The sequence below is a fragment of the Promicromonospora sp. MEB111 genome, from assembly GCF_030209445.1.
Taxonomy (GTDB): domain Bacteria; phylum Actinomycetota; class Actinomycetes; order Actinomycetales; family Cellulomonadaceae; genus Promicromonospora.
Map to the genome: position 1 here is coordinate 98319 of NZ_JARVSD010000014.1, position 13547 is coordinate 111865.

Consider the following 13547-nt stretch of genomic DNA (forward strand, 5'->3'; position numbering starts at 1 on the left):
ATCAAGGACTGAGCAATGCTTCGACGCCTCTTCAGCGCTCTGACCGTCACGGCAGCCGCCGTGCTGGCCCCGGCGGCGGCCACCGCCACCTCGGCGGCCGCGGACGAGTACGGCCCCAGCGAGTTTCCCTGCGTCATCACCTTCGAGAGCCTGTCGGTGACGGTGGGCGAGCCCTTCGGGTTCACCGTCTCGTGCCCGGACCTCGCCGGCGTGACCATCACCGTCCAGATCGCCTTCGCCGGTGATGCCGACGCGGCCGGGGAGCCCGCCTCGGCCGTCGAGGTGGCCGGCGCCGACGCGGAGGAGCTCACCCTCGACGACGACGGCGAGGTGTCCGACACCGCCACCGTCTCCGCCGCGGGCGACTACACCGTCCAGGTCCTCGACGCGGACGGCGAGCCGTTGTCCGAGGTGTACACGATCACCGCAACCGCCGGTGCCGACGGCGCAGGGGGCGGGGGCGGTCTGGCCGCGACCGGGTCCACGAGCCTCCCGTACCTCGCCGCGGCCGGCGCACTGCTGCTCCTCGGCGTGGGGACGCTCGTGACCATCCGCGTCCGGTCCCGGCGCGGCTGATCGACCCGGGCCGTCCACCGACGGCCCGCCACGGCCCGCGCGCCGCGTCCCGCCGTCGAGGCGGGCGCGGCGCGCGGCCCGAGAGCACGGACTCCAACATCTCGGACCCCCAGTCCAGGAGTGTGCCTTGATCCTCGACAACCGTTCTCCCGTCCCGATGACGGCACCGGCGCAGCGCCGGGGACCCGCAGCACCGTGGCAGGGCGTGATCGTCCGGCGCGCGCTCCTCGTCGACGTCGCCGCCGCCACGACCGCGGTCGGCCTCGGGTACGTGCTCCGGTTCGACCGGAGCATCGAGGTGGACCTCTTCGAGCCGCGCGGGGGCCAGTACGTCCTCATCTCGGTGGTGCTCGCCGAGGCCTGGGTGCTCGCGCTCGGCCTCGCCGGCTCCCGCAGCCCCCGCGTGCTCGGCTCGGGGTCCGAGGAGTACCTGAGGGTGGCCCGCGCGACCGTCGGGCTCTTCGGGCTGACCGCGATCGTCTGCTACCTCGTCAAGTTCGACCTGGCGCGGTCGTACGTCGCCGTCGCGCTCCCGATCGGGATCGTGCTGGTCGCGACCGGCCGCCGGATTCTCGCGAACCGGCTCCACCGGGAGCGGGCCCGGGGCGAGTTCCAGCGGCGCACCCTCGTGGTCGGTGCACGAGACGCCGTCGTCGACCTGTGCCGGCGCGTGGCGCGCGCCCACGAGGCCGGGTTCCGGGTGGTCGGCGTGTGCCTGCCGGGCGGTCCGGGGATGCCCTCGCCGGTCGACGGCGTCCCGGTGCTCGGCCGCATCGAGGACGCCGCGGACGTCGCGCACGCCCACGACGTCGACGTCGTCGCCGTCACCGCGTCCGACGGCGCCACGCCCCACGCGCTCAAGCGACTGGCCTGGGACCTGGAGCCCACGGGCGCCGAGCTCGTGGTGGTGCCGGCGCTCGCCGACGTCGCGAGCCCGCGCCTGGTGATCACGCCGGTGGACGGCGTGCCGGTCGTCCAGGTCTCCCCGCCCGGCTACACCGGCCTGCAGCACGCGCTCAAGCGGGTCTTCGACGTGGTGGTCGCCACGCTGATCCTGCTGGTGGTCACCGCGCCGCTGGCCGTCCTGGCCGCGCTGGTGCGGCTGACCAGCCCGGGCCCCGCGATGTTCACGCAGCAGCGGATCGGCCGGCACGGCAGGCCGTTCACCCTGCTCAAGCTCCGGTCGATGCGACAGGGCGCGGAGGCGGAGCTCGCCGAGGTGCTCGACGGCGACGTCGGCGTCTTCTACAAGCCGAAGGCCGACCCGCGGGTCACGGCGCTCGGCCGTTTCCTGCGCAAGTACTCGCTCGACGAGTTCCCCCAGCTGCTCAACGTGATCAAGGGCGACATGAGCCTGGTCGGGCCGCGGCCGCAGGTGGCGCTCGAGGTGGCGCAGTACGACGACGTCCTGCGGCGCCGGCTGTACGTGAAACCGGGACTGACGGGGCTCTGGCAGGTGAGCGGCCGCAACGACCTGTCGCTCGACCAGGGCACGCGGCTCGACCTCTACTACGTGGAGAACTGGAGCCTGCTGGGCGACATCGGGATCATCCTCCGGACGGCACGCGAGGTGATCTCTCCCAGCGGGTCCTCCTGACACGGCCGGTACCAACGGGCAGTGGCGAGATCGGCCTGGCCCATCGACAAGGAGAGAGAGTTCGTGACATCACCTGACGCGATCAGCCTGATCACCGTCTCGTACAACAGCGCCCGCGTCCTGGAGCGGTTCTGGGCCGGCCACCGGTTCGTGCCCTACCAGTGGACGGTCGTCGACAACAACTCGTCGGACGACTCTCGAGAGGTCGCCCGGCGGCTCGGGGCGCGGGTCGTCGCGCTGGACTCCAACCAGGGCTTCTCCGCGGCCAACAACGTGGGCGCGTCGGTGACCGACGCGGAGGTGCTGATCTTCTGCAACCCCGACGTCACCGTCACCCCCGACGGCATCGCGACGCTCGCCGACCAGGTGCGGCGGACGGGTGGGATCGTGGCACCCCAGCTCGTCAACGCCGACGGCTCGCTCCAGGAGAACGGCCGAGGCATCCCGTACCTGCACCGGAAGGTGCGGCACCTGCTCGGCTGGGACGATCCCGGCTACGTGCGGCTCGCGAAGGCGGCAGAGGTCATCGACGTCGCCTGGGTCATGGGCGCGGCCCTCGCGGTGACGCGAGAGGACTTCCTGCGGGTCGGCAGGTGGGACCCCGGGTACTTCCTGTACTACGAGGACCACGACCTGGGGCTCAGGATGCGCTCGGCCGGCCTGCCGGTGCGGATCAACGGTGACGTCCGGTGGACCCACGGGTGGCGACGCGAGACGCGGCGGAACCTCACCGTCGCCGCATGGCGCAACGAGTTCCGTTCCGCGGCCCGGTTCTACCGGCAGCACCCGTACTGCCTGGTGCCGCTGCCCGGCCGAGCCGCTGATCAGGTCCGGCGGCTGGGTGTTGTGTAGCGCCTCCGTGCGGCACGAGACGTCACGACGGAACTGATGCGGTGCGCGACCTCGTGGACCCGGGCGGCCGCTGCGCGGACGACGGAGGCAGTCCGGCGGGTCAGGTCCGCGAGCTCGGCCCTGTCCAGGGCGTCGAGCTCGGTCGTCGGGTCGCGGCGGCCCGCGCCGACCCACTCGGCCCCCACGACGTCGAAGTGGCGATCGATCTTGGCGGTGGCCTGCTCGCACCAGCCGAGCGGCACGGCTCCCTCGGTCGCGGCCAGGATCAGGACGTGCAGGCGGTCGGAGACGACGGCGTGCGCCCGCCGGTAGACCTGGCGGAGCTGCAGCTCCTGCTCGCCGTGGTCGTCCGAGCACCAGCCGACACAGGTCGCACCCAGGAGCCCCGCCACGTGCCGGGCCCGGTCGTCGTCGCGCTGCACCTGTGCCACGACGACGACGGAGGCGTCCACGCGCCGGGCGAAGCCGGACACCGCGCGGATCCAGTCCCGGGTCGGCATCGGCCGGTCCGACCGGAGTGACACGACCACGCAGTCTCGCGCCGGCTGAGGAGGGTTCTCCTCCAGGAGGCCGCCGCGGGGCAGCCCGAACGCCCAGTCGGGCACGATCGGGGCCGGGGCCAGGAGCTCGGCCGAGCCCCGGTCGCGCCAGGTCAGCAGGTCCGCCAGGCGGGCGAGGGCCCGGAACGGCCACATGAGGCCGGTCCGGCGGCGTCGGATCCCCGCGCCGACCCAGACGATGCCTCCACCCCGTGACCGGATCAGGGGCAGCCAGGGGAGGAGCGCGACGACGCCGACCAGGTACGCCTTCGTGACGTCGAACTCGCCGGCGTTGAACGCCAGCACCGTCGGCCTCCTGACGGCCGAGGACACGAACGCGGCCCACCAGCGCAGATAGCTGGTCGCTACCCGGACGTCCAGCGGCAGGGCCAGTCCCCTGGAGTAACCGGAGCCCGGGTCGCCGCACCAGACCGTCACGTCGCCGGCGTCGGCCAGGGCGTGGAGGTACGGACGCCGGAGCGCCGAGTCTCCGACGTTGTCCTCCTGTCCCGTGAGCCAGGCGAAGATGTGGGGCGGTTCGCTGGTCATGCGGCTCCCGTGCGGATCGGCCGGTCCTGGTCGGAGAACGGCGGGCGGCTGAACGCGACCGCGATCAGTGCGGTCCACGAGGCGATGTAGTGCACCTCGTTGTGGCTGGAGTAGAAGACGGAAGCACCGAGCAGCGAGGCGGCATAGAGCCACATCGCGGTCTCGCGCCGTCGTGCCAGCCGAACGAAGGTCACGACGACGAGCGCGAGGAACACCAGCGCGATCCACAGGGGGAACTCGAGGATCACCGACCCGACCGTCGAGTGCATGGGTGCCTCACCCGTGACGAACTTCCGGAAGCCGGCGGGATCAGCGGCGGCGAACTCTCCGACGTCGACGTCGCTGCGGTACGTGACACCGGAGAACCCGCCCGGGGTGACGCCGAGCAGGAAGTTCCAGACGTTCTCGACCTTGACCTGCCCGGCGTACCCGAGGAGCAGCAGGTGGGCGTCGTTGGACCTGTTCGTGACGTCGTTCTGCTCGAACACCCGGCGGAAGGAGTCGAAATAGTGTCCGGCCCGCACAGCGACGACGACGGGGGCGCAGACGGCCGTCAGGAGCACGAGATGCACCCCGTAGACCTGCCAGGCCTGAACGGCGTACGAACGGATCCGTCGGTATTCGAGGACGAAGGCGATGAGATATGCCGGTGTGAAAAGGTAGGGCAGGCGTGAGATCGTCAGCAGACTGATGACGAAGAACGCCAGGGAAATGATGATTCGTAATGGTGTTCTGAGGAACCGGAGAGAGGCGAAGGAAAGAAAGCACAGCGCGACCGCGGCGTGCGACTTGTCATCGAATCCGAGACGTCGCCGGGCGTCGCCGGAAGCCAGGTCGACGGCCAGCAGCAGGACGACCAGGACCAACGCGACCGGGATGGCCCGGCGCAGTCCTTCCGCGAAGGCCGCGCCCTGCCCGTGGTCGTGGCACAGCCGGTACACCGCGACGAGATGCAGCCCGAAGAGGGCGAAGAACAGCGTGTGCTCGACCTGGATGACGTAGCCGTACAAGGCCGACACCGAGTACGCGGCGGCGGCCACGGACCCGAGAGCCAGGAGGAAGAGGCCGACGTCCCGGGGGCGCAGGAGGCGCGGGTGCGCGGAGAGGAGCAGGCCGAGAGCCACGGCCTGGGCCACGTTCGAGACGGCGAAGCGTCCCGTCAGCTTGAAGCTGATCATCATCCCGACGACGAGCACGACGGTCGCCGCGGTGATCAGGCGCTTCTCCCGCGCGGACCCCGTGGTGCGGAGGTCCGGCCCGGTCGTGCCCGTCCGCTCGAGGACCGTCATGGTGCGTCCCGCACGGCGGGCCGGATCGTGGGGCGCACCCAGCCCCGGAGCAGCACGCGGGCCAGCGCCGTGGGGTCGCCGAGGAACTGCCGGCGGTGCTTGCGGAAGACGGCGCGAACCGCCTGGTCGCGTACCGCGGCCGAACCCGCCGAGATGCTGTCGGCGCGGCGGCGCACGTCCGCGACCACGTCGGGCACGTGGACGATCCTCGCCCCGGCGGTCTCCAGGACCGTGAGGCACAGGTCCCAGTCCTGGAACCGGCGCAGCCCGGGATCGAACCGGACCCGGGCCAGCAGCGCGGCGTCCGCGACCATCGTCTGGGTGGAGGCCACGTTGCCCCGCCGCAGCACCGTGCCGGGTGCGACGACGTGCCGCGGGGGGACGGTCCGGCGGCTGCCGTCCAGGTCGTGGAGCACGTGCGACCCGAAGACGAGAGTGTCGGGTCCCACATGGGGGAGGAGCTTCTCGACGAAGGTCGGGCGCCAGAGGTCGTCGCTGTCCTGGAACGCGATCACGTCACCGGTCGCCTCGAGGATGCCCCGGTTGCGAGCGGCCGTCGCGCCCGAGTTCGCCTGGGAGACGTAGCGGACCCGGGGATCGTGTGCGGCGAACGCTTCGACCAGGGGCGCGGTGCCGTCGGTCGACCCGTCGTCGACGACCAGCAGCTCGTGCACCGGGACCGTCTGGTCCAGGACCGTGGCGATCGCCGCGCCCAGCGTCGCCTCCCGGTTGTAGGTCGGCAGGACGACGGACACGCGGGGGGTGTCGCCCGGAGCGGGACCCATTCGGTGCCTCCGTTTTCTCGGCCTGCGGAACCTGCGGGAAATGCATCGTTAATCATGGGGTGCGGCGGTTCGAAAATATCCCTCCGCAACCATATGGACGCCACCCTAATAAGCGTCGCGTCTTGATGCTCGCTCAGGGCGCGCGGCCGAGATCAGCGGGTTACTCTCCATATGCTCGCTGCGCATTCATTCTTTTTCACCTGTTCATCTCTCGACCCGATTACCAGGGGGCTGCCCATGGGACTGACGGAGTACATCGCGATCCTGCGGAAGCGGTGGCTCTCGATCGCCGCGGCGGTGGTGGTGGGCCTGTGCGTCGCCGCGCTGGCCTCCGTGCTGGCTACGCCGACCTACCAGGCGGTGGCGCAGGTGTACGTCTCCGTGCGTGGCGGAGCGTCGGTGGACGACCTGGTGCAGGGCAGCGCCTACACCGGTCGGCAGGTGCAGTCCTACGCGGCGCTCGCGACCAGTCCGCGTGTGCTGTCGCCGGTCATCGAGGAACTCGGGCTCGGGGTGACGCCGCAGGAGCTCGCGAGCGGCGTCGCCGTCGAGCAGCCGCCGGACACCGTGCTCATCACGCTCACCGTCACGGACGAGTCACCCGATCGCGCCGCCCGGATCGCCGACGCCGTCGCCGAGAGTCTGGCCACGGTCGTGCAGGAGCTGGAGCAGACGGGCGAGGCACAGGAGTCCCCCGTCCAGATCAGCACCGTCCGGGAAGCCGTCGTACCGACACATCCCGTCTCGCCCCGCGTGGCGCTCAACCTGGCGCTGGGGCTGGCACTCGGCCTGCTGGTCGGCGTCGGGGCTGCGGTGCTGCGTGACCTGCTGGACACCCGCATCCGGTCCGTGGCACAGGTGGAGGCGATCACCGACGCGTCGGTCATCGGGGCGATCGCCTTCGAGGAGGACGCCGTCGAGCACCCGCTGATCATCCAGGGCAGCCCGCAGGGCCCCCGTGCCGAGGCGTTCCGCAGGCTGCGGACGAACCTGCAGTTCCTGGAGGCCGGTGGTAGCTCCCCGACCTTCGTCGTCTCGTCGGCACTGCCGGGTGAGGGCAAGTCGACCACCAGCATCAACCTGGCGATCACGCTGGCGGACATGGGGTCCCGGGTCGTCGTCGTCGATGCTGACCTGCGTCGCCCGTCGGTCTCGAGGTACATGGGTCTCGAGGGCGCCGTGGGCCTGACGACGGTTCTCATCGGTCGCGCGACGATCGACGACGCCGTCCAGACCTGGGGCAACCGCAACCTGAGCGTCCTGGCCTCGGGGCAGGTCCCGCCGAACCCGAGCGAGCTGCTCGGGTCCCCGGCGATGGCGGAGGTGTTGCGCGAGCTCGAGCGGCGCTACGACGCCGTCATCATCGACACCGCGCCGTTGCTGCCGGTCACGGACGGGGCCGTGCTCGCGAAGCTGGCCGGTGGGGCGGTGATCGTGGTCGGTGCGGGCCTGACCCACCGGCACCAGCTCGCAGAGGCGCTCGACGCTCTCGCCAAGGCCGGCACCGGTGCGCACGGCGTCATCGTCAACCGGCTGCCCCTCGAGGAACAGGGGGACTACCGCTACTACGGCTACGGCTCGGAACCGAGCGCGCGGCCTGTCGACGAGGTCGACGGCGCGCATCCGCGGCACGTCCGGTCCCGCCTGTGGCCCGGTCCGGGGCGGGCCGCGAGCGCGACGCCGCCCACCGGGGGGACAGCAGCGAGCCCGATGCGCCCGTTCCGGCCGGTCGAGCGAGAGACGTCGGTGACCGTGGGCGCCCCGGCTACCAGGAGCGGCTCGAAGGACGACGGATGAGCTCGTCCGCCCGCGCGGTGCCGCGCACGGCCATCAGGGTGCTGCACACCCTCCGTCCGCCGGACGGGAGGACCAGGTACGTCGACCAGATGATCGCCGGGGCACCCCCGCAGGTGTCGGTCCGGACCTTCTCGTGGCCGCGCGCGCTCCTCGGCGCGTACGACGTGTTCCAGATCCACTGGCCGGAGTTCCTCGTCCGTCATCGGACCTGGCTCGGCTCGCTGGTGAAGCGCGGTCTGACGAGGCTGCTGCTGCTCCGCCTCAGCGTCACCGGCACACCGGTGGTGCGCACTGCCCACAACCTCGCACCGCACGAGCCGGGTGAGCCGGCGGAGCGCCGGCTGCTCGACTCGGTCGACCGGCGCAGCGCGTACTGGATAGCGCTCAACCCGACGACGGTCCTGCCACCCGGGGCCGAGGGGTCGGTGATCCTGCACGGCCACTACCGTGGCAGGTTCGCGGCGAGCGAGGGGCCGCCGACGGCGGGACGCGTCCTGCAGTTCGGGCTGATCCGGCCGTACAAGGGTGTCGAGGGGCTGATCGAGGCGGTCCGGGCGTCGTCGCGTCAAGACCTGTCGTTGCGCGTCGTGGGCAGGCCGGTCGACGACACGATGCGCCGTGCGGTGGAGGACCGCGCCACGGGAGACCCTCGCGTGAGCCTGTCGCTCGCGTTCGTGCCCGACGACGAGCTCGCCCGCGAGGTCGCCGCGGCGCAGCTCGTGGTCCTGCCCTACCGCGAGCTGCACAACTCGGGGGTCGCGCTGGTGGCGCTGTCGCTCGACCGTCCGATCCTGGTGCCGCGCACCCCGGCCTCGGAGGCGCTCCGGGAGGAGGTCGGCCCGGGCTGGGTGCTGCTGTTCGACGGCGAGCTCACGCCGCAGGTGCTGGAGTCCGCGGTCGACCGGGCCGCCCAGGTCGTCGGCGCGGGCGGCGCACCGGACCTCCGGGACCGGGACTGGGCCACGGTGGGGGAGCGTCACGCGGAGGTCTACCGCCACGTCCTGGGACGGAGCGGGGGGTCTCGGTGAGCGAGGCACCTGTGCGGACAGGCGTCGAGGCGCTTGGGCGCAGTGCCGCTCGGGGCGGTCTGGTGACCCTGGTCGGCCAGGGGATTCGAGCTCTTGTCCAGGTCGCGTCGATCCTTGTCCTGGCGCGTTTGCTCAGCCCGGATGACTACGGCTACGTGGCGATGGTCGGCGCGATCGTCGGTGCTGCGACCATTCTTCAGGATTTTGGGTTGGCGCGGGCCGCCGTGCAGGCCCCGATCATCACCCGAGGACAGCGTGACAACCTGTTCTGGCTCAACGTCGGGTGCGGCGTGGTTGCTTCCGCTCTCGTCGCCGTCGGAGCCCCCATGGTGGCAGGGTTCTACGGCGAGCCGCTCCTTGTGGACCTCACTCGCTGGTTGGCGATTCCGTTCTTGCTGGGTGGGATCTCGGCGCAGTTCAGGGCGTCGCTGACGAGAGACCTGCGGTTCGCGGCGTTGGTGACGATCGACGTCCTCGCTTCGATGCTGGGATTGTTGGTCGCGATCGGTGTCGCCGTCTTCGACGGTTCGTACTGGGCACTCGTGACCCAGCAGATCGTCGCGGCCGTGATCGTCTGTGCCGGATCCGCGATCGTCGCCGGTTGGCTACCGGGTCTTCCTCGGAGACGTGAGTCGGTGCGGTCGTTCGTCTCCTACGGGTTGAACCAGCTCGGTGCTCAACTGCTCACCTATGCGAGCCTGAACGCTGACGCCGTCGTGGTAGGTGCCCGGTTCGGAACAACCGCGGCAGGCATCTACGACCGTGCCTTCCGGATGATGATGCTGCCGATACGCCAGCTGCAGTTCCCGGTCACGCGGGTCGCGATGCCCGTGCTGTCGCGACTGCAGGACGATGCCGAGGCATTCAGCGGGTTCGTGGTACGGGGGCAGGTCATACTTCTCAACCTGCTTGCACCGGCGATGATGTTGTCAGCGGTCGTGGCCGGACCTTTGGTCGAGATCGCACTCGGCCCCCGCTGGGCAGAAGTCGCGCCGTTGTACGCCGTGCTGGCCATGGGGGGCGTGTTCCAGGCGGCTGGGTTCACCTCCGGCTGGGTCTTCATGGCGACCGGTGAGATGCGCTCCCAGTTCCGGTTTGCGCTCTGGTCGCGCCCGCTGATGGTTGTCGCGGTCATCGTCGGGAGCATCTGGGGAGTCATGGGAGTCGCAGTTGCCTATGGTGTCGGCTCAGCCCTGCTGTGGCCGATCTCGCTGCTGTGGGCCGGACGCGCGGCGGGCTTGCCCGCTCGCCCGTGGCTGACGAGCAGCTGCCGCACGGTCGCGGTGCATGGAATCGCCGCTCTGGGCGCAGCCGGCGTCGTGCATCTTGTTGACCCGGGAGCTCCGTGGATTGCGATCGGTACAGCCTTCGTCAGCGCGGCGGCGACTTTCGCACTGGAGGCGCTGGTCTGGCCGGCGCTTCGAGGTGATCTGCGCGATGTCATGCGGACGCGTGCGCTCCTGCGAAGGTAGTTGTCTGCGGCGACAGCGGCCCGCCGGGGCTTCTCTCCGCCGATTCACGGTCGTTCGTGCTCGTCGGACGCCGGAATGATCTGAAGCGGCCTGCATTCGGCACGCTCGCCTCGTGCGTTCAACCACAGATCGCTGGGGAACGCGTCGAGGAGCGGCTGCACTTCCCGCGAGGGAGGCTGTTCACCTCCCCAGGTGATCGCGGTCTCGACGTCGGGTGCGGGACGGAAGTCGGCACGTCCTGTGCCACGATAGTAGTCCTCGTACTTGAATCGTGGCTCTGTCGTCGAAGTGACGAGCCGTGCGGGTATTCCGAAGCTCTCGGCGGCGACTATCGCATGGAGCGAGCTGCCGACGACCAGCTCGCTCGCCGCGATGGTGCCGAGGACCGTCCAGACGTTGTCGGTCGGATCCGTCACGTCAGAGCGGCCTGCTGCGTGCTCCCTGTCGTGAAGATTGGGGACGACCGAGACGGCGCGACGTTCGAAACGGCGGGCACAGTGCTCGCGGGGCCAGAGCTTGCCCACCAGCAATCCTGGGTCTCCGTAGACCTCGGGAACGTCGTACCCCTGCGCCAGCAGGAACTGCCGTGTCAATGGTCCTCGGACAGCCCGGATGTCCAGTTCCCGATATCTGGCTGGATGATCGAGCGTCTTGCCGTTCGCGCCGATCCCCCAGATCACGTCGCCCGTTCGGGCCAGGTTCAGGATCGACCCGACGGCCAGAAGCCGGTGGGAGATGACAGGTTCGACCAACTTGTTGTCCGCCACGATCTTCGCGACAACCATCGGTCCGAGGAGGTCGCCGAAGTTGTTGACCGGACGCCTCCACGGTACGAGTCGACCCAACCTGCTGCGTAGAACCGGACGGCGCGGGTTCCAGTTGACCACTGTGACTGGCAAGGTGACTCCTCCTCTCGAGCCGGCGACAGTTTCGCTCTAGCGCCGCGCCGGCCAGCGCGCCGCGGGGGAGGAGCGCCAGAGCATGCCCGTGACGCCCTGCGGGACGGCGGGTGGCACCACCCGTGCCGGAACCATCCGTGCGATCCGCCGCGCAGGAGACGCCGTCACCTTCCGGTGCACGTAGGGGTACTGCGCGCGGAGCCGGTCGAACTCCGCCCGGGTCACGGCGTCGTCATGATGGGGAAGGGCATCGAGGGCGGCCCAGGTGTCGTCCGCCAGGGCGCGCAGCGGGGCGGGGACCGGCATGTCGTCCCACCGCACCTCGACCCGGTGCAGCGTGTGGTCGACGAAGGCGTCCACCCGCTCGACGGCGCTCGTGTCGTGCGGGTCGATCATCGGCAGGTCGAGCGCGGTGGCGGCGTCGAACACCGGGCCGTCCCAGTCGTGGATCAGGTCCCAGTAGCGCACGAAGGCCCGCGGGGTCGCCCGGGTCGCGAGCTCGGTGCCGAGCATCACGTTGACCCACCCGGCCAGCCGGTCCACCAGCCAGTCGCGGTGGTCGGTGACCATGCTGCCCACCATCTCCCCGGGTGGGCGCAGCACGGTGAGGCACGACGCCGTGGCGCTCGCGGCGGCCGCCGCCCTCTGCCAGTGCTCGAGGAACCACAGCAGCCGCGGGTCCTTGATCACGAGGTCGCCGTGCTCCGCGGTCCGGGCGGCGAGCCAGGCCCTGATCTCGCCGGACGCGTTCGCCTCGGCGCCCGCCCGGTCGACCAGGTGCCAGGCGAGGGGGCGCGGGTCCGCGGCCTCCACGTCGGCCGACCGCAGCACGGCCTCGTGGAGGTCCACCACCCACCGCGACTCCGACGGACGCCGGGGGTTGGCGGCGTCCGGCTCGACCTCCGGGCGCGGCACGGTGAGCCCGAACTGGCGCAGCACCCCGGCGAGCGTGCTCGTGCCGCTGCGCTCGGGGCCGGTGACGAGGACGACGCGGGGGCCGCCGGTCATCGGGCGTCCGCCGTCGGGCCCACCTGCACCGGAGCCCACGGGGCCGCCCGGTCCAGCACGTCCAGGTCGTAGCCGTGCGCGCGGATCCGCTCGCCGAGGTGCTCGCTGACGACGCTGCGGTAGCGGGGGAGCAGCGCGACGTCGGTGACGTCGCGCACCAGGTCGCCCCGGGGTGTGCCGCGCCGCGACCCGATGTGCGCGAGGTGGTTGCGGACCCGGCCCGCGAGGTGGCCGCGGCCGCCGGTCTCCCACAGCTCGGCGTAGCGGTTGCCGCGGTCCGCGTCGACCGGGCGGAGGCCGCCGCCCGGGAGCTCCAGGTCCAGGAACCGCGCGACCCGGTCGAGCTCCCGCGCGGGCTCGCGCATCAGGTGCTCGTACCGCAGCACCAGCAGGTTCTCGATGTGCAGCGCGTCCTGCGCGAGGACGTCGTGCGCGTGCACCCAGTGCTCGACGAGCCGGGGGAACCCGTAGGTGAACCGGCCGCGGGTCCGGGTGGCCCACTTGCGCACCGCCAGGGCCTGCACCACGGGATGCCGGGTGACGACCACGAAGCGCGCCCGCGGGAAGACCTCCTGGAGGTAGCGCATCTTCGTGAGGTTGGGCGTGGACTTCTCGACGAGCACCGTGCGGTCCAGGTCCCAGTAGGGCGACCAGCTCTGCCACAGGCGGGCCGCGGCGTCCGGTGCGCGCTGCGCGTCCTCTTCGGTGAGGTGTGCCTGCGGATGAAAGGACCATTGGGACGTATTACCCAGCGCGCCGGCATAGGTGTCCTGAATGTGTTGTCCCTCGTCCATGGCGGCACCCGTTCCGGTGAGTCCGGAAGCGTCGTGGCTGGAACCGATGATGCGGGCGACAAGGGCGGTCCCGCTGCGGTGGAGCCCGCCCACGAAGGCGAGGCGATGGTCGTTCCAGGGCGCGCCACTCGTACTTGTTCCGGACATGTGGGGAAAACCTCGGCTGCTCGACGAAGAGTGGTCGCTGTGCCCCGCAAAAATATGCGATGAATGTACCGCGTGCGACCCGAATCGGCCGTTAGCCAGGATATGCGGCAGTGAATTCATCCGGGGTGGGTTTGGCGCATTGTGCCGGTGCTGGCATCCGGTGCCCCGGCTTTGTCTGTGTCGATAAGACTTTTCAGGCATTCCGTACGATCGTG

General features: G+C 70.8%; 12 protein-coding genes. 6 read left to right on the forward strand and 6 right to left on the reverse strand.

Annotation, left to right across the window (positions count from 1 at the left end; all coding sequences use genetic code 11):
- Positions 1 to 15: 15 nt before the first annotated feature.
- The 3 genes from QRN56_RS17725 to QRN56_RS17735 all read left to right on the forward strand — a co-directional run bounded on the left by QRN56_RS17725 (position 16) and on the right by QRN56_RS17735 (position 3025).
- Positions 16 to 576 carry a hypothetical protein gene (locus QRN56_RS17725; protein WP_285105437.1) on the forward strand — a complete coding sequence of 187 codons (561 nt, stop codon included), beginning with the start codon at positions 16 to 18 and terminating at the stop codon, positions 574 to 576.
- Positions 577 to 703: 127 nt separating this feature from the next.
- Complete coding sequence (locus QRN56_RS17730; RefSeq protein WP_285105438.1) at positions 704 to 2173, forward strand: sugar transferase; 1470 nt, start codon at positions 704 to 706, stop codon at positions 2171 to 2173.
- Positions 2174 to 2236: 63 nt separating this feature from the next.
- Positions 2237 to 3025 carry a glycosyltransferase family 2 protein gene (locus tag QRN56_RS17735; protein WP_285105439.1) on the forward strand — a complete coding sequence of 263 codons (789 nt, stop codon included), beginning with the start codon at positions 2237 to 2239 and terminating at the stop codon, positions 3023 to 3025.
- On the opposite strand, the gene QRN56_RS17740 is transcribed toward QRN56_RS17735, so the two are convergent.
- Genes QRN56_RS17740 through QRN56_RS17750 form a run of 3 tightly spaced genes read right to left on the reverse strand, consistent with a single transcriptional unit; the run spans position 2998 to position 6187 of the window.
- Positions 2998 to 4113 carry a polysaccharide pyruvyl transferase family protein gene (locus QRN56_RS17740; protein ID WP_285105440.1) on the reverse strand — a complete coding sequence of 372 codons (1116 nt, stop codon included), beginning with the start codon at positions 4111 to 4113 and terminating at the stop codon, positions 2998 to 3000. The two genes, QRN56_RS17735 and QRN56_RS17740, sit on opposite strands and share 28 nt — an antisense overlap.
- Entirely contained in the window at positions 4110 to 5402 is a 1293-nt protein-coding gene (locus QRN56_RS17745; protein ID WP_285105441.1) for a hypothetical protein, read from the reverse strand. Before QRN56_RS17745 ends, QRN56_RS17740 begins: the two co-directional genes overlap by 4 nt.
- Positions 5399 to 6187, reverse strand: coding sequence for a glycosyltransferase family 2 protein (locus tag QRN56_RS17750; RefSeq protein ID WP_285105442.1), 789 nt, complete (start codon positions 6185 to 6187; stop codon positions 5399 to 5401). Before QRN56_RS17750 ends, QRN56_RS17745 begins: the two co-directional genes overlap by 4 nt.
- Before the next feature lie 237 nt (positions 6188 to 6424).
- On the opposite strand from QRN56_RS17750, the gene QRN56_RS17755 reads away from it, so the two are divergent.
- Genes QRN56_RS17755 through QRN56_RS17765 form a run of 3 tightly spaced genes read left to right on the forward strand, consistent with a single transcriptional unit; the run spans position 6425 to position 10484 of the window.
- Positions 6425 to 7984 carry a tyrosine-protein kinase domain-containing protein gene (locus tag QRN56_RS17755; RefSeq protein WP_285105443.1) on the forward strand — a complete coding sequence of 520 codons (1560 nt, stop codon included), beginning with the start codon at positions 6425 to 6427 and terminating at the stop codon, positions 7982 to 7984.
- Positions 7981 to 9012: a glycosyltransferase gene (locus QRN56_RS17760; RefSeq protein WP_285105444.1), complete on the forward strand. Its 1032-nt coding sequence runs from the start codon at positions 7981 to 7983 to the stop codon at positions 9010 to 9012. Before QRN56_RS17755 ends, QRN56_RS17760 begins: the two co-directional genes overlap by 4 nt.
- Positions 9009 to 10484 carry a lipopolysaccharide biosynthesis protein gene (locus QRN56_RS17765; protein ID WP_285105446.1) on the forward strand — a complete coding sequence of 492 codons (1476 nt, stop codon included), beginning with the start codon at positions 9009 to 9011 and terminating at the stop codon, positions 10482 to 10484. The genes QRN56_RS17760 and QRN56_RS17765 overlap by 4 nt, the downstream gene beginning before the upstream one ends.
- 44 nt (positions 10485 to 10528) lie before the next feature.
- Here the strand turns inward: QRN56_RS17765 and QRN56_RS17770 are convergent, their stop codons facing one another.
- The 3 genes from QRN56_RS17770 to QRN56_RS17780 form a co-directional block, all read right to left on the reverse strand.
- Positions 10529 to 11269 (reverse strand): polysaccharide pyruvyl transferase family protein, encoded by a 741-nt coding sequence (locus QRN56_RS17770; RefSeq protein WP_285105448.1) that lies wholly within the window; start codon positions 11267 to 11269, stop codon positions 10529 to 10531.
- 150 nt (positions 11270 to 11419) lie between these two features.
- The gene (locus QRN56_RS17775; protein ID WP_285105450.1) at positions 11420 to 12391 is read right to left on the reverse strand and encodes a sulfotransferase family protein; all 972 of its coding nucleotides are present in this window, start codon (positions 12389 to 12391) and stop codon (positions 11420 to 11422) included.
- Positions 12388 to 13332, reverse strand: coding sequence for a sulfotransferase family protein (locus QRN56_RS17780; protein ID WP_285105452.1), 945 nt, complete (start codon positions 13330 to 13332; stop codon positions 12388 to 12390). Before QRN56_RS17780 ends, QRN56_RS17775 begins: the two co-directional genes overlap by 4 nt.
- Positions 13333 to 13547 lie beyond the last annotated feature (215 nt).

Coding starts and splice junctions, on each gene's coding strand:
- QRN56_RS17740 (WP_285105440.1), bottom strand. CDS start 4,113: ATGACCAGCGAACCGCCCCACATCTTCGCCTGGCTCACGGGACAGGAG.
- QRN56_RS17775 (WP_285105450.1), bottom strand. CDS start 12,391: ATGACCGGCGGCCCCCGCGTCGTCCTCGTCACCGGCCCCGAGCGCAGC.
- QRN56_RS17745 (WP_285105441.1), bottom strand. CDS start 5,402: ATGACGGTCCTCGAGCGGACGGGCACGACCGGGCCGGACCTCCGCACC.
- QRN56_RS17755 (WP_285105443.1), top strand. CDS start 6,425: ATGGGACTGACGGAGTACATCGCGATCCTGCGGAAGCGGTGGCTCTCG.
- QRN56_RS17725 (WP_285105437.1), top strand. CDS start 16: ATGCTTCGACGCCTCTTCAGCGCTCTGACCGTCACGGCAGCCGCCGTG.
- QRN56_RS17760 (WP_285105444.1), top strand. CDS start 7,981: ATGAGCTCGTCCGCCCGCGCGGTGCCGCGCACGGCCATCAGGGTGCTG.
- QRN56_RS17780 (WP_285105452.1), bottom strand. CDS start 13,332: ATGTCCGGAACAAGTACGAGTGGCGCGCCCTGGAACGACCATCGCCTC.
- QRN56_RS17770 (WP_285105448.1), bottom strand. CDS start 11,269: ATGGTTGTCGCGAAGATCGTGGCGGACAACAAGTTGGTCGAACCTGTC.
- QRN56_RS17750 (WP_285105442.1), bottom strand. CDS start 6,187: ATGGGTCCCGCTCCGGGCGACACCCCCCGCGTGTCCGTCGTCCTGCCG.